The 23886-nt window shown below is 68.5% G+C and carries 24 protein-coding genes and 1 pseudogene; 3 read left to right on the plus strand and 22 right to left on the minus strand.

The window, feature by feature from the left end; all coding sequences use genetic code 11:
• From MLP_RS18120 to MLP_RS18130, 3 genes are all read right to left on the minus strand, one after another.
• Positions 1–1386, minus strand: a complete 1386-nt coding sequence (locus tag MLP_RS18120) for a hypothetical protein (protein WP_041792916.1) — start codon at positions 1384–1386, stop codon at positions 1–3.
• A 31-nt stretch (positions 1387–1417) separates the two neighbouring features.
• Positions 1418–1738 carry a DUF6112 family protein gene (locus MLP_RS18125; protein WP_013864610.1) on the minus strand — a complete coding sequence of 107 codons (321 nt, stop codon included), beginning with the start codon at positions 1736–1738 and terminating at the stop codon, positions 1418–1420.
• Between the two features lie 149 nt (positions 1739–1887).
• Positions 1888–2154 carry a DUF6112 family protein gene (locus MLP_RS18130; protein ID WP_013864611.1) on the minus strand — a complete coding sequence of 89 codons (267 nt, stop codon included), beginning with the start codon at positions 2152–2154 and terminating at the stop codon, positions 1888–1890.
• Positions 2155–2404: 250 nt separating this feature from the next.
• On the opposite strand from MLP_RS18130, the pseudogene MLP_RS18135 reads away from it, so the two are divergent.
• A pseudogene (locus tag MLP_RS18135) lies at positions 2405–2659 on the plus strand (IS1380 family transposase); the annotation flags it as partial.
• A 107-nt stretch (positions 2660–2766) separates the two neighbouring features.
• Here MLP_RS18135 and MLP_RS18140 read toward each other — a convergent pair.
• Positions 2767–3351: a CGNR zinc finger domain-containing protein gene (locus MLP_RS18140; protein WP_013864613.1), complete on the minus strand. Its 585-nt coding sequence runs from the start codon at positions 3349–3351 to the stop codon at positions 2767–2769.
• A gap of 51 nt (positions 3352–3402) precedes the next feature.
• On the opposite strand from MLP_RS18140, the gene MLP_RS18145 reads away from it, so the two are divergent.
• The gene (locus MLP_RS18145) at positions 3403–4635 is read left to right on the plus strand and encodes an MFS transporter (RefSeq protein WP_013864614.1); all 1233 of its coding nucleotides are present in this window, start codon (positions 3403–3405) and stop codon (positions 4633–4635) included.
• A 113-nt stretch (positions 4636–4748) separates the two neighbouring features.
• Here MLP_RS18145 and MLP_RS18150 read toward each other — a convergent pair whose 3' ends face one another.
• From MLP_RS18150 to arsM, 4 genes are all read right to left on the minus strand, one after another.
• A complete protein-coding gene (locus MLP_RS18150; RefSeq protein ID WP_013864615.1) occupies positions 4749–5105 on the minus strand; it encodes an inorganic diphosphatase in 357 nt (118 codons plus the stop codon).
• Positions 5106–5240: 135 nt separating this feature from the next.
• Entirely contained in the window at positions 5241–5642 is a 402-nt protein-coding gene (locus tag MLP_RS18155; RefSeq protein WP_013864616.1) for an arsenate reductase ArsC, read from the minus strand.
• Complete coding sequence (locus tag MLP_RS18160) at positions 5639–6307, minus strand: aquaporin (RefSeq protein WP_049804779.1); 669 nt, start codon at positions 6305–6307, stop codon at positions 5639–5641. The genes MLP_RS18155 and MLP_RS18160 overlap by 4 nt, the downstream gene beginning before the upstream one ends.
• A 59-nt stretch (positions 6308–6366) precedes the next feature.
• Entirely contained in the window at positions 6367–7176 is an 810-nt protein-coding gene (gene arsM / locus MLP_RS18165) for an arsenite methyltransferase (protein ID WP_013864618.1), read from the minus strand.
• A gap of 90 nt (positions 7177–7266) precedes the next feature.
• Here arsM and MLP_RS18170 point away from each other — a divergent pair, with 90 nt between their 5' ends.
• Positions 7267–7647 (plus strand): ArsR/SmtB family transcription factor, encoded by a 381-nt coding sequence (locus MLP_RS18170; protein ID WP_013864619.1) that lies wholly within the window; start codon positions 7267–7269, stop codon positions 7645–7647.
• Between the two features lie 31 nt (positions 7648–7678).
• On the opposite strand, the gene MLP_RS18175 is transcribed toward MLP_RS18170, so the two are convergent.
• From MLP_RS18175 to MLP_RS18240, 14 genes are all read right to left on the minus strand, one after another.
• A complete protein-coding gene (locus tag MLP_RS18175) occupies positions 7679–9346 on the minus strand; it encodes a hypothetical protein (protein ID WP_013864620.1) in 1668 nt (555 codons plus the stop codon).
• A gap of 8 nt (positions 9347–9354) precedes the next feature.
• Entirely contained in the window at positions 9355–9699 is a 345-nt protein-coding gene (locus tag MLP_RS18180; protein ID WP_013864621.1) for a helix-turn-helix domain-containing protein, read from the minus strand.
• Positions 9696–10823, minus strand: a complete 1128-nt coding sequence (locus MLP_RS18185; protein WP_013864622.1) for a tyrosine-type recombinase/integrase — start codon at positions 10821–10823, stop codon at positions 9696–9698. Before MLP_RS18185 ends, MLP_RS18180 begins: the two co-directional genes overlap by 4 nt.
• A gap of 173 nt (positions 10824–10996) precedes the next feature.
• Complete coding sequence (locus MLP_RS18190) at positions 10997–12547, minus strand: M23 family metallopeptidase (protein WP_197536436.1); 1551 nt, start codon at positions 12545–12547, stop codon at positions 10997–10999.
• 67 nt (positions 12548–12614) lie between these two features.
• Positions 12615–13301 (minus strand): hypothetical protein, encoded by a 687-nt coding sequence (locus MLP_RS18195; protein ID WP_041790236.1) that lies wholly within the window; start codon positions 13299–13301, stop codon positions 12615–12617.
• 51 nt (positions 13302–13352) lie between these two features.
• Complete coding sequence (locus tag MLP_RS18200) at positions 13353–14348, minus strand: ParB N-terminal domain-containing protein (protein ID WP_013864625.1); 996 nt, start codon at positions 14346–14348, stop codon at positions 13353–13355.
• Positions 14348–15289 (minus strand): hypothetical protein, encoded by a 942-nt coding sequence (locus MLP_RS18205; RefSeq protein WP_013864626.1) that lies wholly within the window; start codon positions 15287–15289, stop codon positions 14348–14350. Before MLP_RS18205 ends, MLP_RS18200 begins: the two co-directional genes overlap by 1 nt.
• A 17-nt stretch (positions 15290–15306) precedes the next feature.
• Positions 15307–15714: a hypothetical protein gene (locus MLP_RS18210; protein WP_013864627.1), complete on the minus strand. Its 408-nt coding sequence runs from the start codon at positions 15712–15714 to the stop codon at positions 15307–15309.
• Positions 15711–16406: a DUF2637 domain-containing protein gene (locus MLP_RS18215; protein WP_013864628.1), complete on the minus strand. Its 696-nt coding sequence runs from the start codon at positions 16404–16406 to the stop codon at positions 15711–15713. The genes MLP_RS18210 and MLP_RS18215 overlap by 4 nt, the downstream gene beginning before the upstream one ends.
• Positions 16403–17344, minus strand: coding sequence for a bifunctional DNA primase/polymerase (locus MLP_RS18220; protein WP_013864629.1), 942 nt, complete (start codon positions 17342–17344; stop codon positions 16403–16405). The genes MLP_RS18215 and MLP_RS18220 overlap by 4 nt, the downstream gene beginning before the upstream one ends.
• On the minus strand, positions 17344–18417 hold the full coding sequence (locus MLP_RS18225; protein ID WP_013864630.1) for an ArdC-like ssDNA-binding domain-containing protein: 1074 nt from the start codon (positions 18415–18417) through the stop codon (positions 17344–17346). The genes MLP_RS18220 and MLP_RS18225 overlap by 1 nt, the downstream gene beginning before the upstream one ends.
• 330 nt (positions 18418–18747) lie before the next feature.
• Complete coding sequence (locus tag MLP_RS18230; RefSeq protein WP_013864631.1) at positions 18748–19686, minus strand: helix-turn-helix domain-containing protein; 939 nt, start codon at positions 19684–19686, stop codon at positions 18748–18750.
• Between the two features lie 104 nt (positions 19687–19790).
• On the minus strand, positions 19791–21341 hold the full coding sequence (locus tag MLP_RS18235; RefSeq protein WP_013864632.1) for a multicopper oxidase family protein: 1551 nt from the start codon (positions 21339–21341) through the stop codon (positions 19791–19793).
• Positions 21338–23857, minus strand: a complete 2520-nt coding sequence (locus tag MLP_RS18240) for a heavy metal translocating P-type ATPase (protein ID WP_013864633.1) — start codon at positions 23855–23857, stop codon at positions 21338–21340. The genes MLP_RS18235 and MLP_RS18240 overlap by 4 nt, the downstream gene beginning before the upstream one ends.
• Between the last annotated feature and the right edge of the window lie 29 nt (positions 23858–23886).

The following is a 23886-nucleotide window of genomic DNA, read 5'->3' on the forward strand; positions in this document are numbered from 1 at the left end:
CTACTCCTTCGGTGGGCGTGGCGCGGGCGGCGGGGGCTGCTTCGGCGGCGGTGACGGGTCGGTGCTCGGCGGTCGTGGTGCAGGGCTCGACGGCGGTGCCGCAGGTGAGGCTGCGGGCGGTGGCGGTGTCTGCGCGGCTGCGTCGGCGGCGTGCTCGCCCTGGGCTCCCAGCGCGGTTCCGGCCTTTGGGCCGGCGGTCGCTGCACCCTTGGCGACACTCGCGCCGACCACGACCCCGGCGGCCACGGGGCCGGCGGCCACGGGGCCGGCTGCCGCTGCGCCGCCACCTGCTGCGGCGCCTCCACCGGCTGCGCCTCCGCCGCTCGCGGCGGGTGCCGGTGCTGGGGTCTTTGGCGGTGGCGGTGCGCTGCTACCTCCGCCGGAACCTCCGCCCGCGTTCCCGCCGCTGCTGGTTCCGTCGAGCACCCTCTTCGGGTCGCCGCCGCCTTGCGGCTTGGTCGGCACCGGGATCGGGCGGTTGAGGGCGCTCTTGGCATCCTGCTCGGAGCCGATCGCGTGGTACATGTCGAACCCGACGAACGCGATGAACTTGTACGTCAGGTACGGCGCGAACGCGGCCATCGCCATCAGCACGATCCCCGCGATGGGATCACTGACCGAGGCGAGATCGGCGTCGATCGGTGCCGAGACCTGGGTGATCGCGACAAGGAACATCACGACGAGCACGAGCTTGGAGCAGATCAGCGCGACGACGAACATCGCCCACTTCCCGATCCACCCCCGCGAGGCATCCCACGAGGCGCCAGAGAACGCGAGCGGCGCGAACACGACCGCCACCAGCAGGAGTGCCTTCCTGACGAGGAGGGACAGCCACACGATCGCGGCGGCGGTGATCGCGAGGCCGGCCATGAAGATCGTGATGATCGCGCCCACGCCGGGAGCGGCGATGTTGATGCCGACCAGCCCTGCGGCGAGGAGAGCGATCTTGTCGCCCATCGACTCGGTGGTCTCCCCGGCGGCCTGCACGGTCCCGATGCACAACTGGTCGACGACTTCCAGCAGCAGTGCCGTCAACGTGATGACCACGAACGACCCGAGCACGGACTTCGCCAGTCCGAGGGCGGCCCGGGTGAGGGCGGTGGGGTCGCGGCGGATCAAGCCGGTGATGAGTTGGAGGCAGAAGAAGATCAGCATCACGAAGACCGCGATGCCGAACAGCAGGTTGTAGACGGCGATGTAGCCGGGCTTGGTGACATCCACCAGAGTCGTGGTGTCGAAGACCGACCAGACCGCCTCAAACAGCCACCCGGCGGCGGCACCCATCGCCTGGGCGAGCCAGTCGAACGGGGCCGCGACCAACGACGCGGCTCCTTCGCCGACGGCATCGCAGACTGAGGAGATCACGGGAACGTCGCACACGCCCATCACGAACACCAGCTCTCGACGATGAGGCGGGTCAGACGGACTGGCCGACGTTCCAGAAGAAGTTGATGAGCGTCACGCTCGCTCCACAGATCACCGCCGCGCCGCAGGAGACGAGGACGCCGATCTTCCCGCGCGAAGCGAGGTGCGGGTTGGAGGAGTTCGCGCCGAAGCCCCACACGATCGCAGACACGATCAACGCCAGCACAGACAGGATGAGGCCGATGGACATCACGGCGCCGACGATGGTGCGCAGCTGGTTGATCCCCGGCAGGCCGTTGGTGTTGGGGTCGATGTTGATGTCCATCGGCACCAGCAGCGGCGCGGACGTGACGTTGGCGAGCAGATCGAACACGGTGGGTCTCCTTGGCGACGGGCGGCCCGCCCGCGGACTCGCAGACGGGGTACACGCGACAGGTGCACCCCGTGACCCCTCGAAGCGGAGACGACGATGCCCACGCCGGTGAGGACGTGGGCATCGAGAGGCTCTAAGTTGTCTTGGCGTCAGAGTTGTTGCCCCAGGTTGAGCAGCCAGTTCATCCAGGCCACGCCGCCTCCGGCGAGGCCGGCGGCACCGACGGCGACGAGGACGCCGATGCGTCCCTTGCTGGCGGTCGCGTAGTTGCCGTGAGCCGTCGCGATGGCCCACACGATCGCCGAGACGATCAACATGAGCACGGCGACGATCAGAACGAACGTCAGGAGCGCACCGACCACGGCGCGGAGGCCGCCGATGCCGCCGAGCCCGTCGAAATCGGGAAAGACACCCATCCTCGATCAGCCCGCCCAGAGAGTCGGATGATCGATGTGGCAGAGTGGCCCCCGGCAGTAGGAGCCAGGACTGTTCGCGAGAAGGTGGAGGCTCATGCCTGACAGGTGCGCCAGTTGACTCAGGCTAGTCTCGGGCTTTCGTTGGTGAGGTCGCCGGTGTCCGTGTTGTGAACGTGGAAAGTGCTCCTGATCTGGGAGGATAGGACTTGTCTAGAGTCCGTAGTCGCTCAGTTCGAGGAGCACCTTCAGGGTGAAGACTACCGGGTCGTATCCACGCCCTCATATTGTCACGGCGGACGTGCCCCCGGTCGGTCACGCGGGTGGTGTGCTGTTGACGGAGACCGTGCGCGCTGCGGGCCTGGATCGGGCCCTGTCGGCTGCATTAGGGCGGTGGCGGCGCCGGCCCGCGGGGCACGATCCGGGCAAGGTGATCCTCGACCTCGCGATCACCGTTGCGCTCGGCGGGGACGCGCTCTCCGACCTCGCGACGCTGCGCGCCGAGCCGGGTGATACGGCCATACCCCATTCCACAACATAGGTAGTGAATTGCTGGCGCATGACACTAGCAAGACGAGCAAGGGCAACTCAAGTGAGTTGCAGGGAATCGTGGGGCTATGAGTGGTTGGGAGTGCTGATGGTCCTTGCTCGGCTCTGGTGGCGTCGAGCCTTGCTGCGGTTGCCGCAGGTCTCCATCGAGCACCATCTGCGGCTACGGTTGCGGCTTGCGTCGATGAAGAGCCAGCCGCAACCGGGACACTCCCGTACGCGTTCGAGCTGTGGGTCGGTGAGCAGGTCGATCGCTGACGTCGCGATCCGGGCGACCAGAACCGGGTGGCTGACCCGCGTCGGCCAGCGCCGCGATGCGGCCCCCGCGGTCACCTCGTAGCCGAAGTCGATCAGGCCGTGCGCGTGCAGAGATGTGAGCGTGTCGACGGCGTCCGCTGGTGGCGTCTCCTGCCTGGCGAGCGGAGCGAAGGTGCGGTAGATCGCATCGCGGAGCGCGATCAGGTCATCGCGTTCCTTCTGCTGCGAGCCTCCGGTCGTGGGCAGTCCGACGGAGCGTGACCATGCCTCGACGCCCGGGTCGATCAGCCAGTCTCGGTCGGTGACCACCATCCGGTTCGGGATCGTGTTCGCCAGCTCCAGGCACAACGAGCCGGCCACATGATCGAGGCGTTCAGGCTCAGTGGAGTCCACCGGATCAGTCTATCGCGAAACCTAACCGGTAACATAGCTTACACTGGTTAGATGGTGCGCATGTCTGGTCCGTTCCGGGTGCTCTGGCTGACCACGGCATCCGCGAATCTCGGCGACGGCGTCGTCTTGACCGCGTTGCCGCTGATCGCCCTCGCCGCCGGTGCGAGCGCGGCCGAAGTCGCCCTGGTCGCAACGGTGGCGACGGTGGCGTGGCCGTTCGTGGGGCTGCACGCCGGATGGGTCGTTGATCGAGTCTCGGTGGGACGCCTGCTGCTGGCGGCAAACATGATGCGGGCAGGCGCACTGGCGCTGCTGACCTGGGCGATCGTGGCCGACGTGACTGCGCTGCCTGCCGTGTTCGCCGCAGCGCTGGTCTACGGAGTTGCCGAGACCGTGGTCGACACGGCGATCACGGCATCCGTGCCACGCCTCGTGACCGCCCCGCTGCTCACCGGCGCGAACAGCCGGCTCGAAGCGACGGCAAACACGCTGAACGCCTTCGCGGGTCCGCCGCTCGCTGGCGCCCTCGTGAGCGTGTCCGCCACGCTCGCCGCAGCGACGGGAAGTGCGCTCTACGCGGTCACTGCGCTCGGTTGCGTGTTCCTGCTCCGCACGCTCCGGCGCCGATCACAGCGCGAGCCACGAAAGCCGTCCACCGATCAGGGTCGAGTCCGGGATGGACTCGTCTTCCTGTGGCGACATCCCGTACTCCGGCCATTGACGGCGTTCACCGCCACCATGAACCTCGTATGGAGCGCCTGGCTCGCCGTCTTCGTCGTATACGCGGTCGACCCTGGCCCCCTGGCGCTGAGCCCGGTCGGCTACGGCTGGCTGATCGCTGCGATGTCGATCGGCGGCATCGCGGCCGCGATCCTCATCCCGAAGCTCCGCAGAATCGTGTCTGTCCCGACGTTGCTGTTCGCCGACTTGGTCGGCACGGTGCTGCTCGTACTGCCAGCGGCGATCGGCGCGCCGCTGTGGGCGATCGCGAGCGGAATCGTGCTCGCCGGCGCCGGATCGAGCGTGTGGCGCATCCTGGTCGCCGTCATCCGACAGGAGCAGACCCCCGGTGCCCTCCTCGGGCGCGTCTACTCGGCATCCCGAGTGATCAGCTGGGGTGCCCTGCCTGTCGGCTCCGCGCTCGCCGCCGTGCTCGCGAACTGGACAGGTGTGCAGTCCGTCCTCACCACTTCCAGCATCCTCGCCGTCGGAACCGCGGCATCGTTCCCTCTGCTACGAATGCGAACACGGATAGCCTCGATGAACACGCCCGAGAGCGCATAGTGTCGCACGTTGACCGCAGCCACTTTGTCCCAGATATCGTAAGGTCGCCTGCTCGATGGATTGAGCGCCGCAGATCACGCGAATCGCTGGATCAGGCCGAGGTACTCAATATGTCAAGGCTTCTCCACCAATAACCCGCCGATCTTCAGCACGTCCTTCACGAATCGCTGCACCTTGCTCACTTCGCCGGGCGTGCAGTTCAAGAGAACCTTGACCTCGGTGTCTCGCTTTGCCCGATCTACGGTTAGGAGAATCGCTACGACTCCGGCGCTGCCATCGGTTCCGACGAATACATCGATTCCATCGCCATCGGCGCTCATGGTTCCCTCAAGGTACCCATAGTCGACCGGATAGATCGCATTTGGGATGCGCGGATGTGTCGTGCCGCGCGGACGATCTATGACAACCTCTGAGGTCTGCACCAGATGGACAAGCGCTTCAAAAAAGGGCTCCGAGCTGGCGTCTGTCATGTAGCTAGTTCACCGGCAGGGTCGGATGATCGAAGTGCCGGAATAGCCGGGGTTCCACGCTTCGATGAAACCTGGTGAGTGTTGCGAGCTTCATGCCGTGCAGGTGCGTCAGGCGCTCCTGCGACGGCCGGGCGGTCAGGTGAGTTGCGTGATGAGGTCGCGGATGCGGCGTTCGATCTCGTCCCGGATCGGACGGACGGCCTCGATGCCCTGGCCGGCGGGGTCGTCCAGTTCCCAGTCTTCGTAGCGTTTGCCGGGGAAGATCGGGCAGGTGTCGCCGCAGCCCATCGTGATGACGACATCGGCCGCTTGGACGGCATCGGTGGTCAGCAGCTTGGGCTGTTCGGCGGTGATGTCGATGCCGACCTCGCCCATCGCGGCGACGACGGCGGGGTTGAGCTGGTCGGCGGGCTCGGACCCGGCGGAGCGGACCTCGATGCGATCCCCGGCGAGGTGGGTGAGGAGGCCGGCGGCCATCTGGGAGCGTCCGGCGTTGTGGACGCAGACGAACAGCACGGTCGGGGTGTTCTCGGTCATGGGGTGCTCCTGGTGATGAGGCGGGCGAGGAAGTAAGCGGCGGGCAGCGCGAGGGTTTGGGCGGCGAGGAACATCGCCGCGGAGGCGGGGTTGATGCCGGTGAAGGTGTCGGTGCCGATGCGGGCGAGGGTGACGGCGGGGTTGGCGAACGCGGTCGAGCTGGTGAACCACATGGCTGCGGTGATGTAGCCGCCGACCGCGACACCGACGCGCAGCGGATCGCGGGTGCGGGCGGTCAGGACGACGACCAGGAGCAGCCCGACGGTGGCGATGAACTCGCCCAGCAGCACCGGCCCGTCCGCGCGCTCAGCGGTCGCGAGCGTGAGCGGCGGCAGGGCGAACATGATGTTGGCGAGGGTCACCCCGAGCGCGGCCCCGGTGAGTTGCGCTCCGATCGCCGCGGCCGCCTGCCGGGTCGAGAGGTCCCGCCGGGCGCGGGCCACGAGCGTGACGAGCGGGTAGAACGCGGCCGAGACCTGACCGAGGGCGATGAGCGCGGCCAAGGCGGCGCCGGTGGCGATGGCGTTGACCAGCAGCGCCAGTCCAGGGCTGTGGGGGAAGGCTTGGTCGGCGGCGATACCCGAGCCGATGATCGCCGCGACCAGTAGCGCGGTCCCGGTCGCTTCGGCGGCGACGACGCCGACCAGCCCGCCGCGCGTTGGCATCGCGCGAGCGGAGGGCGCGGCAAGGGCTGCGTCGGTCACGTCGGGCGCCGGCGTGGAGCTCAGCCGGCGGGCTTGGTGGCGCGGATGATCGCGGAGTGCATGCCGTCGGCGGCTTCGTGGGTGAACTCCACGGTGGCGTCGGTGAACCCGACTGCGGCGAGCCCGTCGAGGTATTCGGTCTTGGCGAGGGCTCCGGCGATGCAGCCGACGTAGGAGCCGCGCTCGGCCCGCTGCTCGGGGGTGAGGTGGTCTTCGGCGACGACATCGGAGATGCCGATGCGTCCGCCGGGGGCCAGGACGCGGAACATCTCGGCGAGGACGGCGGGCTTGTCAGTGGAGAGATTGATGACGCAGTTGGAGATCACCACATCCACGGACTCGTCGGGCAGCGGCACGTCCTCGATGGTGCCCTTCAAGAACTCCACGTTGCTCGCGCCCGCCTTGGCCGCGTTCTCACGGGCTAGGCCCAGCATCTCGTCGGTCATGTCCACCCCGTAGGCGAACCCGGTAGGCCCGACGCGCCGGGCCGAAAGCAGCACGTCGATGCCGCCGCCGGAGCCCAGGTCGAGGACTCGCTCGCCCTCGTGGAGGTCGGCGACCGCGGTCGGGTTTCCGCAGCCCAGGCTGGCTTCGACTGCCTCGATGGGCAGCCCGGCGGTGGTGGCGTCGTCGTAGAGGCTCGCGCCGAAGCTCCGCTCGGCGGTGGTGCCGCAACACGAGGACGCGGCGGGGCCGCAGCAGGAGTCCTCGACCAGCAGGTTCGCGTTGCGGGTGCCGGCCTTGACCGCGGTCGCGGCTCCGGCGTAGCGGGCGCGGACCTGCTCGCGCAGCCCGGCGCTCTCGCTGGCGTTCTCGGTGTTCTCGGTCATGGTGTGCTCCGTTCGTGTCGGAAGGAATCAAGTCACATCGATAATGGTCGATGCATCGACAGATGTCAATGCGTTGGGTAGTGTGAAGGCATGACGACTTCGCTTCCGCTGCTGACCACGGACGCTGCCGGGTGCTGCGCGCCGGTGACCGCGGGCGTGATGGAGGCAGACGACGCGAAGCGGTTGGCGCGGACGTTCAAGGCGCTGGGCGACCCCACGCGCGTTCGGCTGCTGTCGATGATCGCCGCGCAGTCCGGTGCCGAGGCGTGCGTGTGCGATCTGACCGAGCCGGTCGGGCTGTCCCAGCCCACGGTGTCGCATCACATGAAGCAGCTCGTCGACGCCGGGCTGGTCACCCGCGAGCAGCGCGGCAAGTGGGCCTATTACGCGATCGTCCCCGAGACGCTGGCGATGCTCAGCGGCGTGCTTGATCCGCAGTCATTGCGGGCCGGAGTCGGCTCGTCCTGCTGACCTGGGCCAGGGCGTTGTCGATGGTTGTCGGTTATCGGTGTTGGGCGGCGTAGCGGTTCCAGGAGGCGCCGGAGAGTTCGGCCCAGCGGGTCGCGTTGCCGATGCTGATCCCGATCAGTTCGGCGAACACCGCCGGTGGCGTGGTCGAGGCCAGGTGGAGCATTGCGGTGTTGCGGCTGGCCCGTGCTCTGATCCCGAGTCGGTTCATCCGGGCCATGAGCGAGGCGGGATGCAGGTGGGTGCCGGCGTTCTTGCCGGTGAACAGCCACCGGGCATCGGCCAGGGTGCTCGCGGTGCCGAAGGGCTTGGCGGCCGGCAGTGCGGTGAGCAGCCCGTCGAGGGGCGGGATGAGCAGTATCGGCTCGGGTCCCAGGCGCAGGTAGGTTCCGTCGTCGCGGGTGAGGAGGTCGTTGGTGGTGAGGGCGACGATCTTGGCGACGGGCTGGGCGTAGAGCAGGATCAAGCAGGCCGCGGCGCGGTCCTCGGTGCTGGCGGCGTCGGGATCGTGCAGGAGGCGGCGGGCGAGGGCGAGCTGGGCTTCGGGGTCGACCTCGTGGCCGGGGTTCTTCTGGGGCACCGGGTGGGGCAGTGCGCATCGGATCAGGTGGCCGCCGCGTTTGAGCCAGCGGATGAAGTCCAGCCGTCCGCTGCGGTCGGTGACCAGCCAGGCGTCGAGACAGGCTTGCGGACAGTCGTCGGGGCCGTGGCCGTGGACGGCAAGGTGATCGAGGAAGCCCTTGGCGGTCTGGATATCGCGCCGGCAGCGGTCTGCGGTCGCGGCAGAGATGACTCCGTGCCGGTTGGTCTTGGCGCGGCCGGCGACCTGCCAGCGTGCGTAGCGGGACAGCATCCCGCGCAGCTCGGGATCGCTCACCTCGGCGACGATGTCGCTCACGTAGCGGTGCAGCCGGGCGGCGTTCTCATCGCGGGACGGCAACGCGCCGGCGGTGACGAGCATGGCGCGCAGGTAGGTCACCGAGAACACCTGCGGCATGGCGTCCAGGCCGTCGTGGCTCAGTTCGATCCTGCCCTGGGTGATGTCGGTGAGCAGGTGCAGGCTGGCGAGGTTGTGCCAGTTGTTCAGCAGCGACCGCGGCCGCTCGGTCGCCACCAGCGCGTCGCGCACCGGGATCAGCTCAGGCCGGATCATCCCGTCGTGCCCGGTGAGTGCGGCGTCGATGCGTTGCGTGGCTTGGCAGGCGAAGCAGCGGGGCCGGCCGTGGTTCGTGGTGCGGCGACCGAGGGCGTGCTGGCCGCAGATCGAGCAGTCGATCACCGGCGCCTGGTAGCAGGTCGGGCAAACATCCGGGCTCGTGGCGGTGGCCTTCAACGCCACCCGCCGCGACCTGCCGCAGACCCCGCACGGACGGTGCGGGTTGCGGTAGCAGCGGGCGCAGAGACTTCGCGCCGATGGGCCGCTCGTGCCGCTGGCTCGGGTGGCGAGCGGCCCCACCCTGCCGCAGTCGTCGCAGGCATCCTCCGCCGCTCGGGTGCGGGCGTAGCAGGTCACGCAGACCGCCCCGCCATCCTTCGTGCGGGCGTTGACCCGCCGTGTTCTGCCGCAGCCGGTGCAGAGCTCGTGCTGTGCGCGGCGGGCGCGGCAGGCCCGGCACTCGCCCCGGTCCAGGGCATGGTTCCAGCGCAGGTTCTTCACCCGTCCGCAGCGGAAGCAGGTGCCGAGGACGATCGTGGACGCCACTCGGTCGCTCAGTCCCCAGCGGGCTTGATGACCGCGCGCGTCGGGCGGTTCTTACTCCCGCTCGTCGGTGGCTTGGCCTTGTCGGTGGTGCCGGTCTTGCGGCCCCGCCGCGACGATGCGGCGACGTAGGGCTCGATGAGGTCGCTCGGCGTGCAGCCGAAGATGTCGCAGAGCGCGGCGAGGAGCTGCATGTTCATCCGCTCCGGGGTTCCGCTGACGATCCGGTAGACCTGGCTGGCGTTCATCACCACGCCCCGGTCGGCCAGCAGCGGCACCAGGTCGGTGGTGGCGAACATGCCGTGCTCGCCCATGATCTTGCGCAGGTGCCAGTGGTAGGCGACGGTCTTGGTCATCGTGATCCTCCCTCGATCGCTTCCGGTGGAGTGAACGCCGCATCCAGGGCGCGGCGCAGCGTGCGGTTGCGGTAGTCCCCGGAGACGCCGGTGTAGAGGGCGGTGGTCGATCCCCAGCGATGCCCGACCTGCTGCTGCACGAACAGCGGGTCGAAGCCGTCCTCGATCAGATGCGTCACATAGGAGTGCCGCAGACAATGCGGATGCAGCACCGGGTCCAGGCCGAGGTCGTCACGCCAGTCAGCGAACCGGTCGTCGATGTGCTCCAGGCGGATGCGAGTCTGTCGCTCGGTCGGCCACAGGATCGACTCGTTCGCGATGTCGAACCGGGGCCGGACCTCGGTGACGTACTCCTCGATGACGGGGCGGGTCCAGTCGAACACCGCCAGCACCGCCCGACGGCGAGGCGGTGACCCTTTCATCGCCTTGCCCCAGCGGACATTGCAGACCCCGAACCGGCCGAACTCCCAGCCCTGCGGGTTGCGGGTGAAGTCGTGCAGGTCAAGCATCGCTGCCTTGCGGCGGCGCAGCCCGAAGGCGTAGATCGTCTTGAACAAGGTCGCGTCGCGGAACAGCGTCTGCCATCCCTTCCGGCCCGACGAACGCGCCCGATCCACCAGATCGTCGGCGTAGTCGAAGAACGCCTGCAACTCCGCCCGACACAAGGGCCGGACCGCAGGGCGTGCCTCGTGGTCGCTGGTGTGGATGACAGTGTTCCACTCATGGCAGACCTGGGTCGGGTGCGTGCCGAACAGGTCGACGCAGCGGTCGACCCAGCCGTAGCGGTGGTCGATCAGGTAGTCGCAGAACAAGGCCACCGCGTTCTGATACGCCCGCACCGTCGAGACCGCCAACGGCCGCGGACCCGACACCAGCGAGGTCGTCCACTCCTCGACATCGGCCGGGGACCACTCCCACGGAGGGGTGTTGCAGAAGTCGGCGAACCGGCGCACCTGCGAGGCCCTGGTCTTGATCGTCTGCGCCGCCAGCATCCGCGAGGTTTGCTGCGTCGTCCAGCCCGCCAACATCTCATCGAAGAACTGCTCCGCTGGCCTCAGCAACGAGACGTTCCCCAACGGCAGCACGCCGCCCGACAGCGGCGGAGGTTCGTCGTTCAGGCCCATACCAAGAGGCTACATCAGATGCACGATTCATGCATCTGATGCAATCCAAGCCACGAAACGCCAGGTCAGGGGCGGGCCACGCACTAGACTCAGGCTTGCCGCATCGCCGCGGATCGGCGCGATTCCGCCGTGCAGCAAGTGCATGAATCGTGCATTAGATGCAACTTCCGAGATTATACTTTCACGGTGATATGCAGGTGGTCGTAGTGGCCGCCGGTGACGTTGCCGGGGTCGTGCATTCCGCCGCCGTTGTAGGGCCGCCACCCCTGGTCGTCGCGGGCGAGGGACCAGATTTTGCCCTGCCAGATCAGGTACTCGACCCCGAGCACTTCGGCGTTGTCCTTCATCCAGTTGGTGACCTTCCACCCGGCCTCCAACTGGGCGGGTGTCGGATAGTGGCCGATGGCGTTGCCGAAGGTGATGTCGCACGCCCGCCCAAGCGGGTGCTCCGACTTCGTGCCCGGCCTCGGTGAGTAGCAGCCCCAGCCGGTGTCGGGGAACGCAGCCTTGGTCTGGGCCATGAGGTGCGCGAGCCGCGCGGTGATCTTCCCGTTGCTGGTGGGGTCGTCCACCATCTGATCCGGGTCACCCGTCAACGGGGTCGGCGCGCCAGCCGTACCAGTCTGGCATCCCTCGGCCGGCCCGGAAGCGGCTTCGGGGAGGTTCGCCGCGCCGTGGTCGTTGAGCCACTTCGCCGGGTCGATCGCTTCGCCGTTGGTACCGCCGGGGCGGACCTCGAAGTGCAAATGATTGCCGGTGGACATGCCGGATGTCCCGACATCGCCGATGTGCTGCCCGGCGCTCACGCGGTCGCCGACATGAACGAGGATGCCGGCCTGCCACATGTGCGCGTAGGCGGTCGCGACGGTCTTGCCGTTGATGGCGTGCTCGATGACGATGAGCCCGCCGTAGCCACCGCTGAACTCGGCGACCGTCACGGTGCCGTCTGCGGCGGCGAGGATCGACGTGTCGGCCGGGGCGGCCAGGTCCAGGCCGGTGTGGAAGGAGTGCTCGCCGGTGATCGGATGGATGCGCGGCCCGAACCCGTCGGTCTTGACCCAAGTCCCTTCCGGCAGCGGGAACACCACGCGCGACGACTCGGTCACGCCAACGACGGGGCCGCCACGTCCGCCGGTGCGGGTGAGGGCGTCGAGGATCGCATCAGCCACGGGCGCGTAGTTGCGGTACCTGTCGGGAAACGCACTGACCTCGACCGACTGGGCGGCCTCACCGGGGTCCATCCGTTCCCAGCCGGGAATGTCGAGCAGGCCGCGCGGGCTCGGATAGTTCGGGCCGTCAGGGCCGCCGAAGAACGCGGCGGCTTGGTAGTTCGGGTCCATCAACTCGGCGACGGTGCCCCATCCCGATTGCGGGCGCATCTGGAACAGGCCGAGTGAGTCGTGGTCGCCGCCGTTGCCGTCGTTGGGGTAGTTCGCGGACTCGGGGTAGGTACCGGTGTTGGTGAGCATCCGCAGCGTGGACTCGGTGAGCGCGGCCATCAGCGCGACCTTCACGCCAGGCCGGCCCACACCGTCGATCCGGCCGCCGACCGTGATGATCGTCGCGGCGTGGGTGAGCTGCCGCTTGTTCAGCGTGAAGGTGTAGCCGTCCGCGGTGGTCACTTGGAGGCTGTCGGGGACGTTGCCGACCGAGAGCGTGCCGGTGGTGGTGCACGCGGCGATGGCGGCGGGGTTCATCAGCACCCCGATCGCCAGCAGCAGCATCGCCGGGCCGAAGAACAGCGCGGCGAGCGCGAGAACAGCGAACTTCTTGAACACGAGACGCCTGTCCTCATCGCAGCGGGTTGTCGAGCTGGGACAGCCGCAACAGGTGACAGGTCGGGTAGGCCGGGGCGCAGACGATGAACACGGTGAACGACACGGCGTGCTCGCTGGATACGGGTTCGCCGTTCCACAGGCCGTCGCGGTGCCGGGTGCCCTCGATCGTGTACGCGGTCGTGCCGGGTGCGATCTGGCCGGGTTGTGCCTGCGCCACGGCATCGGCCCACGCCTCCGGGATGACCGCGCAGTCGATGGTGAGGTGTTGGCGGGTCTCGTGCTTGCGCAGCTCGATCCACGCCTCCCGCGTCGGCAAGAAGCTCGCCAGGTCGGAGGCAAGGCCGGCCTGTTCGGTGCCGGACGGGTCACCGACATCGAGGATCGCGGCCGTGTAGTCCAGGGGCATGAGGCCGCTGGTGGTGTCCCACGCGAAGATCGCCTCCGCGACCTTGCGGGCGAACGTCTCCGGGTCCGCCGACCGGGGCACCACAGGCAACCGCGGTGACGACGGGCCAGGCGTCGTCAGCGTGTGAGACGGCGACGGCGACGGCGCGGGTTCGGGTGCCGGGGTGCTGGTGGTGCGGGGGCCGAGGATGAGGCCGTAGACGCCGACCCCGACGAGGATCAGCAGCACCAGGCCGGCGGCGATGAGCGCGACCAGACGGCCACGCGGAAACGACGGAGCGGGAGAAGTCTTCATGCCCCTCAGGTGCACCCCGACCGCCAGCCAGCCACAGCCGAGGATCGTGAATCAGAGGGCGCGCAGGCGCGGAGCCTCTGACTCTTGTTGGCGTGCGGCGTGGAGGTCGGTGGCGAACCGGCGGGCGCCTTCGGCGGTCGCGTAGAACGCTTCGGCCTGCTCGTCGGTGAGCTGGGCCGCGAGCTCGTCCAGGTCGTAGTGCAGCCACCACGAGTCAAGTTCGGTCCAGGTCAGCACGAACGCCCGCACCGCATACCTGGCATCCGGCACCACAGGCGCAGCAGGGGTGGGCTTCTTCGCCCGCTTCTTCTTGCCCTTCTGCTCCTTCGTCTGGGCGTCCACGCGGGCGAGGGCTTGTTCAGCCAGGTCGTGCAGATGGGCGTCGTCGGCGGCTTGGTGGATGTCGCGGATGCGCTGATACACCGGATCGACCGGCCCGCCGGCCTCGATCTTCACCAACCCGGCCTGCGCCTCAGCGCGCAGCGGTTCGGGGGTGTCGGGGTCGGTGGCGAGGTGTTGCAGGTAGCCGATCTTGTCCATCGTCTTGTACGAGGGAGCGCCGGGGATCATCGCGGCGGCCTGCTCGCGAACCTTGCCCGGCGGGGTCAACGGGGGTGGAAAGTTTCCACCCCCGTTCCACCGGGGCTGATTCTCAGTCGAGAACTGCGTCGCAGCGTCCCGCCGGGCGGCGTCCTCGGCCATCAACGTCTTGATTTCGCGGTAGAGGCCGGCGGCTTCCAGCGGGGAGAGAGTCTTGTGGAGCTGGTTGTCGTCCTGCTCGGCCAGCAGGTGCCCCAACCTGTCCGAGATGCTGGAGCGCACCCAGACGTTGACGGTGCGCCAGCCGAGCTGTTTGATCGCCGCGAGCCGCCGTACTCCGCACACCAGCAGCCCGTCCGGGGTGATGGTGATGGGTTGCAGCAGCCCGTCCCGCTCGATCGACGCCGCGAGCGCGTCGAGGTCACCGAGGTCTCGGCGGTGGCGGCGGCCGACCTGGATCGACTCGACGGTCCGGTCGAGTTCGATGTGCCCTGTCGCCGCGGTCATCACGCACCCCTGCGTCGGGTGTGGGGTGCGGCGTGGCTGATGGTCGCTACGAGCCCGTCATTGCCCAGCAGGACGGGCAGGCCTTCGCCGATCAGGAGCCGCAGCAGGATGCCGCGGCCTTCGCCGGTTGCTCCGTAGCCGGGCGTGGTGCGGCCCAGCAGCACTCGCAGCAGCACCGTCCACGAGGCGGCGGGGACATCGAGCAGGGCGCGGGCGTGCCGGTCGCGGCGCAGCGCCTCATAGGTGCCGGTGCGTGACCCGATCCGGGCGAGGGCTTCGCAGACGTGCTCGATCGCCGGGCGGGCGGTGCCCTCGGGCCAGCCCAGCAGCATGAACAACAAGATCGCGTCCTCCACCGCGCCGGTCACCGACGCCGGCTCACCCACATCCGCATCGGGTTCGTCGTTGTCGTGGTGGTGGGGGTCGGTGACGTGGAACGCCGGGTGGTAGTCCGACAGGGTGTTCTCGCGTTCGGAGAGCCGTTCGGGGTCGTGGAAGCAGGAGATGTGCGGACGCCGGGCTTGATGCACCGAGCACAGCAGTCCTTGGCCGCGCTCTTCGGCGATGCAGGTGATCCGTACCGCATGCGTCACGACGGCCCAGGGGTCGTCGGCCTCGCGGGCGGCGCGGGTGCGCATCACGTCGAACGCCGCCGACGCGGCCTCCCACGGGTCCAGGCCGTGCTTGCGCGCCAGCGGCGTGTACTTCTCCGCGGCGTAGGTCATCAGTTCGGCGGCTACCGGGTCGTGTTCCCACGCTCCGGGGCCGGCGTCGTGGAGCCGGTGCAGCAGGGCGCGCAGGCCCTCACCGCTGGTGTAGTCCTCACCCGCCGGATCGGTCGCCGTCGTCTTGGTGGTTGTGGTCATGGTCAGGGCACCTCCTGGCAGGCAGGTGCGCCGGTCGCTCCTGGCGACCGTCACCCCGTCGTGCTGGGTGTCCATGACTCATCACCACCCCGTTACCTCATCCCGACCCCGGACCGTGCCGGACCCTCGACGTGCTGGCCGCGACGACCGAACGCCGACAACGGCGGCAACCGCTTCGCCCGCTCCGACACCGACCGCGCCCCCGTGACGATGGTTGAGCGGAGCCGGCGGCCCTGCTCGCTGTTGAACTCGATCCCACGCCCCGCCAGAGTCCCGCTGGAACGCACGATCAGATCGGTCGGGCGCACCCACTCCACGCCCCGGCCGCGCACCTGATCTATGCGCTCTCGCACCGCCTGCCGGCGGGCAGACGCTTGCTTGACCGCATCTGGCGTCCCCGCCGCCTCGGCCGCCTCGGCTGCTTCGGTGTCGGGCTTCTTGGCCTGTTCGGGTTCGATGCGGCGGGGTGGTTGCTCGCGCATCAGGTCATCGGTGCTCATGGTGTCGCTCCCTCCAAGACAGCCCGTGGTTGCTCGGGCTCATCGGGTTGGTGCGCGTCGGCGAACCAGCGGCCCACTGTCGAGGGATGCACATCGAGCGTCCGGGCGATCTTCTTGTTCGACCACCCCGACTCCCTCAGCTCCGCCGCCCGCACCCGACGATCCGGCACCTCGGCAGGAACGAGCCGTGCCAACTCCGGGGTCGGTGACGCCACGGCAGGCGATTCGGTCGGCACAGCTTCGAGCGCGACCGGTTCACGAACGCCGGCCGCTTCGGTGGCAGGTTGGGTGGTGGTGCGGATGAGGACGACGGTCAGATGGGTCGAGGCGAGCAGCACCACGGGCGGGACAGCCGCGACCGCCGCCGCGAGCCCGGCCGGTACGTCGGCGTCGGCGGCGACGATCGCGTGCAGCGCGTTCGCGGTCACCGACACCGCGGCACCGCCGATCAGCAGTGTCCACGGATACCAGGCCGCCCGCTCGCCCGCGAGCGCGACCACGGCGACGGTGGAGACGACGATCACGCCATCGACGATCAGGGGCCATGCCCAGGCCTGCCCTTCCCCAATACCGGCGCGGTGGGCGAGGTCCGCCAGTGCGGTGAAGGACAGCCAGAACGCGCCGGCCGCGATGAACACGGTCCCAACGACCGAGGTGATGACCGCCCACCTGCGGCCACTCCACCCGGTCACGACAAACCCCGCGACGCGGACTCTGGCGCTGCCCGATCACAGCGAGCGAACCCATCGGCAGACGCGCCGGGAGCGTCGGCGGGCGCGCGCTGGCGGGCTCCCGCGCCGACGCTTCGGTAGGCGCTGTGGACGGTGCGGGTGATTTCCCGCTCGCCGAAGTCCGACTGCGCCGCGGTCACCATCGCATCCACCGCATCGGTGACAGGGACGCCGCCTTCGGCGAGACGGCACGAGGCCCAGAACAGTTTCAGATTCCGGTCGGTCGCTTGCCGGCTCAGCCACGCCGCCAACCTGTCCGCGTCCGCACCGTCGCTGTCCCGAGCGGGCACGGCGTGATGGGTCGGGGCGGGGCGGGGGTCGAGGAAGTCACGCAGCCGCTCGGAGTCCACAGGCAACGGCTGCCCGAGGTATTCGCCGCCTCCGACCTTGTACCGGCTGGCGATGCCGTCGATGATGCGGATCGAGGGCGGGGCGATGATGTAGCCGCCGTCGCCCCGGAAGTCGATACCCACACTCCCGGCCTGCCAGGAACGCTGCTCCACGCCCGGGATCGCCGGGAAGTAGGCGTGCTGCCCGCCGGTCGGTGTGCTCACCAGCAGACCCCAACCCTTGACCAGGCCAGCGTCGCCGGCACGGACGAACGCACGCAGGCCATCGACCGGGCGATGCACATCGACGTCCACCACGACCAGGCCTGATGCGGCGCCGGTCGGGATGCCGATGTTCGCCCACGGGTGTAGGCGCCACCATGCCCGTACCTGCCGCTTGTCGGTTGTCGCGTCGAGGAAGCCCTGCCCGTCCCGGATCAACGGCGTTTTGCCGCCCGGCGCGCACGGGAACACGGGCACGCCTCCCTCAGCGAGCAGCATCGCCGCATGATTCAGCCGCCAGCCACGGCCCGCCTTGGCGAGCACTTCCAGCGCATCCTGGCCAGCCATCACAGCCCCCGTCCCGCCAGCGCCGGCGCACCCGCCGACGGGCGCTCGGGCAGCGGTGCCGCCGACCGAGACGACGCCTCCGACGCCGGCACGTCCCGGGTGAGGCCGGGCGGGGTGCCGTTGGCGACCTGGAAGGTATCGAGCTGGTCGAGAATGCCCAGCGCCGTCTTGCGCACCCGCTCGCCGGTGGCTTTGATGACCTCCGCCGGTTCGGTGTCCTTCACCGACGACGCCCACCCCGCCACATACGGGATCGTGTAGCCGCTGGTGTCCATGCCGTGCGCGGCGCCGATCATCAACGCGACCGATTCGGCCTCCACCTCTCGGATGCCGCGGTGCTGGCGGGCTTCCTCATCCTTGGGGTCGTGCATCAGCACATGCGCCAGCTCATGCACCAATGTGGCGACCTGGTTGACCTCCGTCACGTCGGTGCGAACCGATACCTGCCGCGTCGTGTAGTCGGTCAGGCCGTCCGCGCCCCCGATCTGCCCGGCATCCGCTACCCGCACCACCTCGAACCCCAGCGCCTCGACCTGCGCGACCAGGCCGTCCCACAACCCCGCCGGTGCTTCGCCGTCCAGCAGCTTCGGCGCGGGAGTCTCCGGGATCGGATCGCCCTCGGTCTGCGTCACGTCCCACACGTAGGCGGGCCGAGCGCCCACCATCCGGGTACGCACGACCTCGTTGACCTTGTGCTTCTCCCGTGGCCCCAACCTGCGCCACGACGACGGATCGGCCGGGTTCGATGAGGCGAAGCGGCCAGTGACCGGGGCGAAGATCATGTAGCCTGGCTGGCCCTTCTGCACCTGACGGCCGAGCTGCTGCCACTGCCGATACCCAGCCACGAATGACGGCACCGGGTTCGGCACCCGGCCGGCCTCGAACGCAGCCTCGTGCTGGACCCAGATCAGCAGCGTGTTGTTGAACGAGCGCGACCGGAACCGAGCCGCGAACTCCAACGCCCGCGCCCAGTCCTCACCGGACACCAGCGTCTCCACCGCGCCAGTCAGCCGCTCATGCAGCTCATCGAGCTTCGCGTCCCGCGCAGCCCGCGCTTCCTCCGTCACAGCCATCGTCTGACCTCCCTTCGCCAAGACCGCCGAGGGGCGGCCGTGCGACTGTGAGGTACGCCGGGAAAATCAAGGAGACGAGACGAGCCAGGGGACGACCGAGACTGTCAGGTCGCATGAGGAACCCAACGAGTCTCTACCGGACTACACGCCCAGACCCGCCCACAGCGGGGATGGTGACCGATCCGGCGGTTATCGCTCGGAATCGTGCGCGCTTCACGCGGAAACGCCGGCAGCCCGGCGCTGCCTCATCGGCCGGATTCGTGACCCAGCCATGAGGCCCGATCGGCCACTCCACGAACTCAGGCGAGGGCCTTGGTCGCTTGGTGTCTACTAGGAGTGCGGGAGTCCATGCGGATCGCTCGGTGATTCGCGACTGGCGTGGGTTCGACTCAGACTGCGGTATCGGCGCGGTGTCACGCCGACGCTTCGGCGGAACTGTCGGGTTGCGAAGTCAGGCGCGTCCCAACCCACCTCGCGTGCGATCACCGCGATCGACGCATCTGTCGTGCGCAGGAGCCCAGCCATCCGCTCCGTGCGCAGCATCGTCAGATACGCAATAGGCGACTTGCCATACGCCTCCGCAAACAGCCGACCCACCTGAGATTTCGACAGGTGTACCTCATCAGCGAGGTCACCCATCGACCAGCGACGCGCCAGATCAGCGCGCAGGAGCTCCGCCACCTTTCGGGCCTCCCCACGCAGCGGCGCGAACCGGCGGTGCCGAGGCGAAACCGGCCACGCTCTCGCCCGTTGCGTCGGGGAGGTGCGGATCGGCGAGGTCTTGATGAACGGTGCGATGACATGAGCGATGGAGAACCAGAGCGCCTGCATCCGGTAGAAGTTCTCCACGAACCGGCCATCGACGCTGAGCGCCACCAGCTCGTCAAGCCACGGCATGAGCATCCCGGCACGATCTTCCCCGAGACGGAGAATCTGCGCCGGCTCGGTGTACACGGTATTGGCGAACCCCTGGGCATCGAGTCGATCCTGCAAGAGTCCGACGTACTGCCAGAACACCTGATCGACCACGTAGTCCGTGTCAGCGTAGATCGTTGTCACACTGACGTGTCCCTCGGGCTCCGACCCGCACAACGTGTTCGCGCCGAGCAAGATCACATCGCCGATGGTAACTGGCTGCTGTCCGAACTCGCTGAACAAGATTGCGGAGCCGTCACGGACCACGATCACCTTCACGCAGTCATACGCCACCGGCCCCACCGGCCGATGAATGGTGCGGGTTCGAGCCAACAAGGCCGCGTAGGGCGTCATGCCTGGCCCTGGTGTTGATCCGTTCACCATGACCGTGCCATCGCGCGTTCAATATCAACCAGTGGAGACTGTCGCCCGTGCCGACGATTCGTATGACCCGCGCGTCAGGTCTGGTAGCCGATGACGGTCATCATGCCGGTTTCGGCGTGGTAGATGTTGTGGCAGTGTGCGGCCCATTGGCCGGGATTGTCGGCGTCGAAGTCGATGGTCAGGGTCTGCTTTGGCAGGATGATCGAGGTGTCCTTGCGCGGCCCACCGTCTGAGTGCTGGTAGGTGTGGCCGTGTAGGTGGAAGGGATGCCACATCTCGGTCTCGTTGACCAGACGGAGGCGCACTCGCTCACCGGCCCGGACCGCCTGCGCGTCGCGCAGCGGCTGGGTCGGGTCGAACCGCTGGCCGTTGATGCCCCAGTCGTAGTCGGCCATCGAGCCGGTGAGCGTCAGGGTGATCTCCCGGTCGGCAGCCTTGGCGTCGAGAGCCACGCCGGTAGTAGCGGTGAGGATCGCGGCGGTGCCGACCTGATCGCTGTCCAACTCAGTGACCTTGACATCCGATGCTGGTGCTCCGCCGCCGCCGGTGCGCACTACGGCGAAGGCGCGTTCGCGTTTGCCTTCGGCCTGTGCCACGAGTGGGAACGCGCCGTCGCCGAGGGTGACGAGGAGGTCGTAGCGTTCGCCCATGCCGAGCAGAACACTGTCCACTTCAACAGGTTCGACGGGGAATCCGTCAGTGTGGGTCACGGTGAGGCGGTGCCCGCCGATCGCGATTCGGAAGGCGGTGTCACCGCCGGCGTTGATGAGTCGTATCCGTACTCGGCCGCCGGGTGTGCCGGTGAACTGGGCCGGGTCGGCGGCAGGTTTGCCGTTGATGAGGTAGTGCGGGTAGTAGACGTCTCCGGCGTCGCCGCCGAGCAGGTCGGAGGTGGCGCCCATGAGGGTGTTGCCCATCCGCATGAACATGTCGTCCATCCCGCCCATGTCGCTCATCCCGCGTGACAGCTCGGCGAGGACTTGCTCGGGGGTGGCGGTGACGCCATCGAGCCAGTCGTCCAGGACGATGACCCACTCGTCGTCGTAGGACAGGGGCTCGGTCGGGTCCTCGATGATGAGCGCTCCGTACAGCCCGCTGTCGAGCTGCGCGCCGACGTGGGGGTGGAACCAGTAGGTGCCCGGATCGGGTGCGATGAACTCATAGTTGAACGTGCCACCGGCAGCGATGGGTTGCTGGGTGACGGGCGGCACGCCGTCCATGTCGTTGCGCAGTGCGAGCCCGTGCCAGTGCACGGAGGTTTCGACGGGGAGCTGGTTGCGGACGGTCGCCTTCAGGGTGTCGCCGGCTCCGAGGCGGATGATCGGGGCGGGTACGGCGCCGTAGGCGAAGGTCTGAGCAGTGGTGCCGGCGAGGTCCAGGCTGGCCGATGCCGCTGTGAGCGTGACTGCGGTGGTCTTTCCGTTGCCGCCCCGTTGCCGTTCCCGGTCTCGCACGGCGGCGCTGTCCGGGTTCACCCAGGCGGCGGAGGAGGTGCAGCTGGCGAGGGCGAGCGTCGCCGCCGCGCCCACTCCGAGGCCGAGGCCGAGAAACGCGCGCCTGCTCCACAGCCGCTCTATGCCGAGGCCGGAATCATGACGGAGCGGGAGCCGGCTGGCCGGGCTCATCGGAGTGCCCCGTTCGGGGAAGGCTCAACCGGCCCGGCCGGCTCGCTCGCGGCGGCGCTGCCTGGTGCGGGTGCTTGGTCGGGCAGGCGGAGTCGTTTGAGGAGCAGGGCGTTGACCGCGACGATGACGCTGGAGCCGGACATGCTGATCGCCGCGATTTCCGGGGTGAGCATGATCCCGAACGCCGGGTAGAACACACCGGCGGCGATGGGCAGCGCGATGGCGTTGTAGCCGATGGCCCAGCCGAGGTTCTGCCGCATCTTGCGCAGGGTGCCTTTCCCGATCCGCAGCGCGACCGGCACGTCGAGTGGGTCGGAGCGCATGAGAACGACGTCGGCGGTCTCGATCGCGACGTCGGTGCCGGCGCCGATCGCGATGCCGAGGTCGGCTTGGGCGAGCGCGGGTGCGTCGTTGACGCCATCGCCGACCATCGCAACCTTCCTCCCGGCTGTCTGTAGCTCGGCGACCTTGGCGGACTTGTCTTCGGGCAGCACGTCGGCGATCACGGTGTCGATGCCCAGCAGCGAGGCGATGCGTTGCGCGGTGGGCTGGTTGTCGCCGGTCAGCATGACGGCCTCGATACCGGCTTCGTGGAGGGCGTCGATCGCGGCTTTCGCGGTCTCGCGGGGGGCGTCGGCCAGTGCGATCACCCCGCCGATGTCGCCGTCGACGGCGAACATGATCGCGGTGCGCCCGCTTGCCGCGAGGGCTTCGCGTGCGGCGTCGATCTGGCTGGTGTCGATCCGTTCCTGGGCCATCAGCCGGGTGTTGCCGAGCACGACCCGGTGCCCGTCGACGGTGGCGATCGCGCCTTGCCCGGTGATGTTGCGGAACGCGGTTGCGGTGCGGCGTGGGATGTCGCGGGCGTCGGCGTAGGCGACGATCGCTTTCGCCAGAGGGTGCTCCGATTCTCGTTCGGCGGCCACGACGAAGGACAGCAGGTCCAGGTCGTCGGTGCCGACCGCGAGATAGTCGGTGACTTCGGGCTCGCCCTTGGTGAGCGTGCCGGTCTTATCGAACACCACGGTGTCGATCCGGGCGGCGGTCTCGATGCCGGTGGCGTTCTTGAACAGCACCCCGCGTTTGGCGCCCAATCCGGTGCCGACCATGATCGCGGTCGGGGTCGCCAGGCCCAGGGCGTCGGGGCAGGTGATGACGACCACGGTGATCGCGAACAGGATCGCCATCGGCACCTCCGCACCGGCGAGGAACCAGACCAGGAACGTGAGGGTGCCGCCGATCAGGGCGACCAGCACCAGCCAGAACGCGGCCCGGTCCGCGAGCCGCTGACCGGGAGCCTTGGAGTTCTGCGCCTCCTGCACCAGTTTCACGATCTGCGCCAGCGCCGTATCGGCACCGACCTTTGTCGCCCGTACTCGAAGCGTGCCGACCGTGTTCACGGTCGCGCCGATCACGGCCGAGCCGGGCGTCTTCTCGACCGGCATCGACTCGCCGGTGACCATCGACTCATCGACCTCCGACGTGCCGTCTACCACCTCCCCATCGGTCGGGACCTTCGCGCCTGGCCGGACGAGCAGCAGATCACCGGGAACGACCTCGGCGGTGGGGATGTCGACCTCGTTGCCGTCGCGGATCACGACCGCGCGGGCCGGGGCGAGTTCCAGCAGTCGGCGGATGGCGTCGTTCGCGCCGCCGCGGGCGCGCATCTCGACCCAGTGGCCGAGAAGTACGAAGGTGGCGAGCACACTGGCGGCTTCGTAGAACACTTCCCCGCCGCCGGTCAGGGTGATGGCGAGGCTGTAGAGCCAGCCCGCGCCGATACCGACCGCGACCAGCACCATCATGTCCAGCGTCTTCGCGCGCAGCGCCCGGTAGGCGCCGTCGAAGAAGATCCAGGCCGCGTAGAAGATCACCGGCAGCGACAAGATCAGGGAGAACACGTCATCCCGGAGCCCGAACGGTGCCGAGACGGTGAACCCGATGACCTCCCGGCCGATCGGAGACCACAAGGTGATCGGGATGGACAGGATCAGCGCGACCAGGAAACGGTTGCGCATGTCACGGATCATCGCGTCCATCGACATGCCGCCGTGGTGGCCGCCGTGCCCCATCACATCCTGCGCGGTTGCCGGTGCCGAGTCGCCATGCGCGTGAGCCGGCTCCGGCGAGGCCAGCGCCATGTCGTGGCCGGCATGGGCGGAGTGATCGTGCCCCGTGTCGCCGGTTGCTCCGTGGTGGTGATGTTGCGGCGCGCTGTCGTGGTGGGAGGGAGGGGCCGTCGAGCGCGAGGCGTGCGGCTCGTCGCTGGGGTGGCAGATGTGCTGCGGCACGGACTGTCCGGCACAATGGAATCCGCACTCGGTGACCCAGGCGCGGAGCTGCTGGACAGATGTCAGCTCGGGGTCGTAGGTGACATTCGCGGTCTGCGCGACCGGGTTCACCTCGACGGTGACCACTCCGGGCCGTCGCCCCAGGGTCTTCTCGGCGAGTTGTGAAGAGGAGGCCCAATGCAGACCGGCCACCTCTAGGACGACGGTGTTCATCTTCTTGTTCATGGCGTTTCCTATGACTGTTGTTCAGCCCA

It is taken from the genome of Microlunatus phosphovorus NM-1, from assembly GCF_000270245.1.
Taxonomy (GTDB): Bacteria; Actinomycetota; Actinomycetes; order Propionibacteriales; family Propionibacteriaceae; genus Microlunatus; species Microlunatus phosphovorus.

What these genes read in the sequence shown, in the direction of transcription:
- MLP_RS18120 (WP_041792916.1), bottom strand. Translation starts at nt 1,386, where the DNA reads ATGGGCGTGTGCGACGTTCCCGTGATCTCCTCAGTCTGCGATGCCGTC.
- MLP_RS18130 (WP_013864611.1), bottom strand. Translation starts at nt 2,154, where the DNA reads ATGGGTGTCTTTCCCGATTTCGACGGGCTCGGCGGCATCGGCGGCCTC.
- MLP_RS18145 (WP_013864614.1), top strand. Translation starts at nt 3,403, where the DNA reads ATGGTGCGCATGTCTGGTCCGTTCCGGGTGCTCTGGCTGACCACGGCA.
- MLP_RS18150 (WP_013864615.1), bottom strand. Translation starts at nt 5,105, where the DNA reads ATGACAGACGCCAGCTCGGAGCCCTTTTTTGAAGCGCTTGTCCATCTG.
- MLP_RS18155 (WP_013864616.1), bottom strand. Translation starts at nt 5,642, where the DNA reads ATGACCGAGAACACCCCGACCGTGCTGTTCGTCTGCGTCCACAACGCC.
- MLP_RS18160 (WP_049804779.1), bottom strand. Translation starts at nt 6,307, where the DNA reads ATGCCAACGCGCGGCGGGCTGGTCGGCGTCGTCGCCGCCGAAGCGACC.
- arsM (WP_013864618.1), bottom strand. Translation starts at nt 7,176, where the DNA reads ATGACCGAGAACACCGAGAACGCCAGCGAGAGCGCCGGGCTGCGCGAG.
- MLP_RS18170 (WP_013864619.1), top strand. Translation starts at nt 7,267, where the DNA reads ATGACGACTTCGCTTCCGCTGCTGACCACGGACGCTGCCGGGTGCTGC.
- MLP_RS18180 (WP_013864621.1), bottom strand. Translation starts at nt 9,699, where the DNA reads ATGACCAAGACCGTCGCCTACCACTGGCACCTGCGCAAGATCATGGGC.
- MLP_RS18185 (WP_013864622.1), bottom strand. Translation starts at nt 10,823, where the DNA reads ATGGGCCTGAACGACGAACCTCCGCCGCTGTCGGGCGGCGTGCTGCCG.
- MLP_RS18190 (WP_197536436.1), bottom strand. Translation starts at nt 12,547, where the DNA reads ATGCTGCTGCTGGCGATCGGGGTGCTGATGAACCCCGCCGCCATCGCC.
- MLP_RS18195 (WP_041790236.1), bottom strand. Translation starts at nt 13,301, where the DNA reads ATGAAGACTTCTCCCGCTCCGTCGTTTCCGCGTGGCCGTCTGGTCGCG.
- MLP_RS18200 (WP_013864625.1), bottom strand. Translation starts at nt 14,348, where the DNA reads ATGACCGCGGCGACAGGGCACATCGAACTCGACCGGACCGTCGAGTCG.
- MLP_RS18205 (WP_013864626.1), bottom strand. Translation starts at nt 15,289, where the DNA reads ATGGACACCCAGCACGACGGGGTGACGGTCGCCAGGAGCGACCGGCGC.
- MLP_RS18210 (WP_013864627.1), bottom strand. Translation starts at nt 15,714, where the DNA reads ATGAGCACCGATGACCTGATGCGCGAGCAACCACCCCGCCGCATCGAA.
- MLP_RS18220 (WP_013864629.1), bottom strand. Translation starts at nt 17,344, where the DNA reads ATGGCTGGCCAGGATGCGCTGGAAGTGCTCGCCAAGGCGGGCCGTGGC.
- MLP_RS18225 (WP_013864630.1), bottom strand. Translation starts at nt 18,417, where the DNA reads ATGGCTGTGACGGAGGAAGCGCGGGCTGCGCGGGACGCGAAGCTCGAT.
- MLP_RS18230 (WP_013864631.1), bottom strand. Translation starts at nt 19,686, where the DNA reads ATGACGCCCTACGCGGCCTTGTTGGCTCGAACCCGCACCATTCATCGG.
- MLP_RS18235 (WP_013864632.1), bottom strand. Translation starts at nt 21,341, where the DNA reads ATGAGCCCGGCCAGCCGGCTCCCGCTCCGTCATGATTCCGGCCTCGGC.
- MLP_RS18240 (WP_013864633.1), bottom strand. Translation starts at nt 23,857, where the DNA reads ATGAACAAGAAGATGAACACCGTCGTCCTAGAGGTGGCCGGTCTGCAT.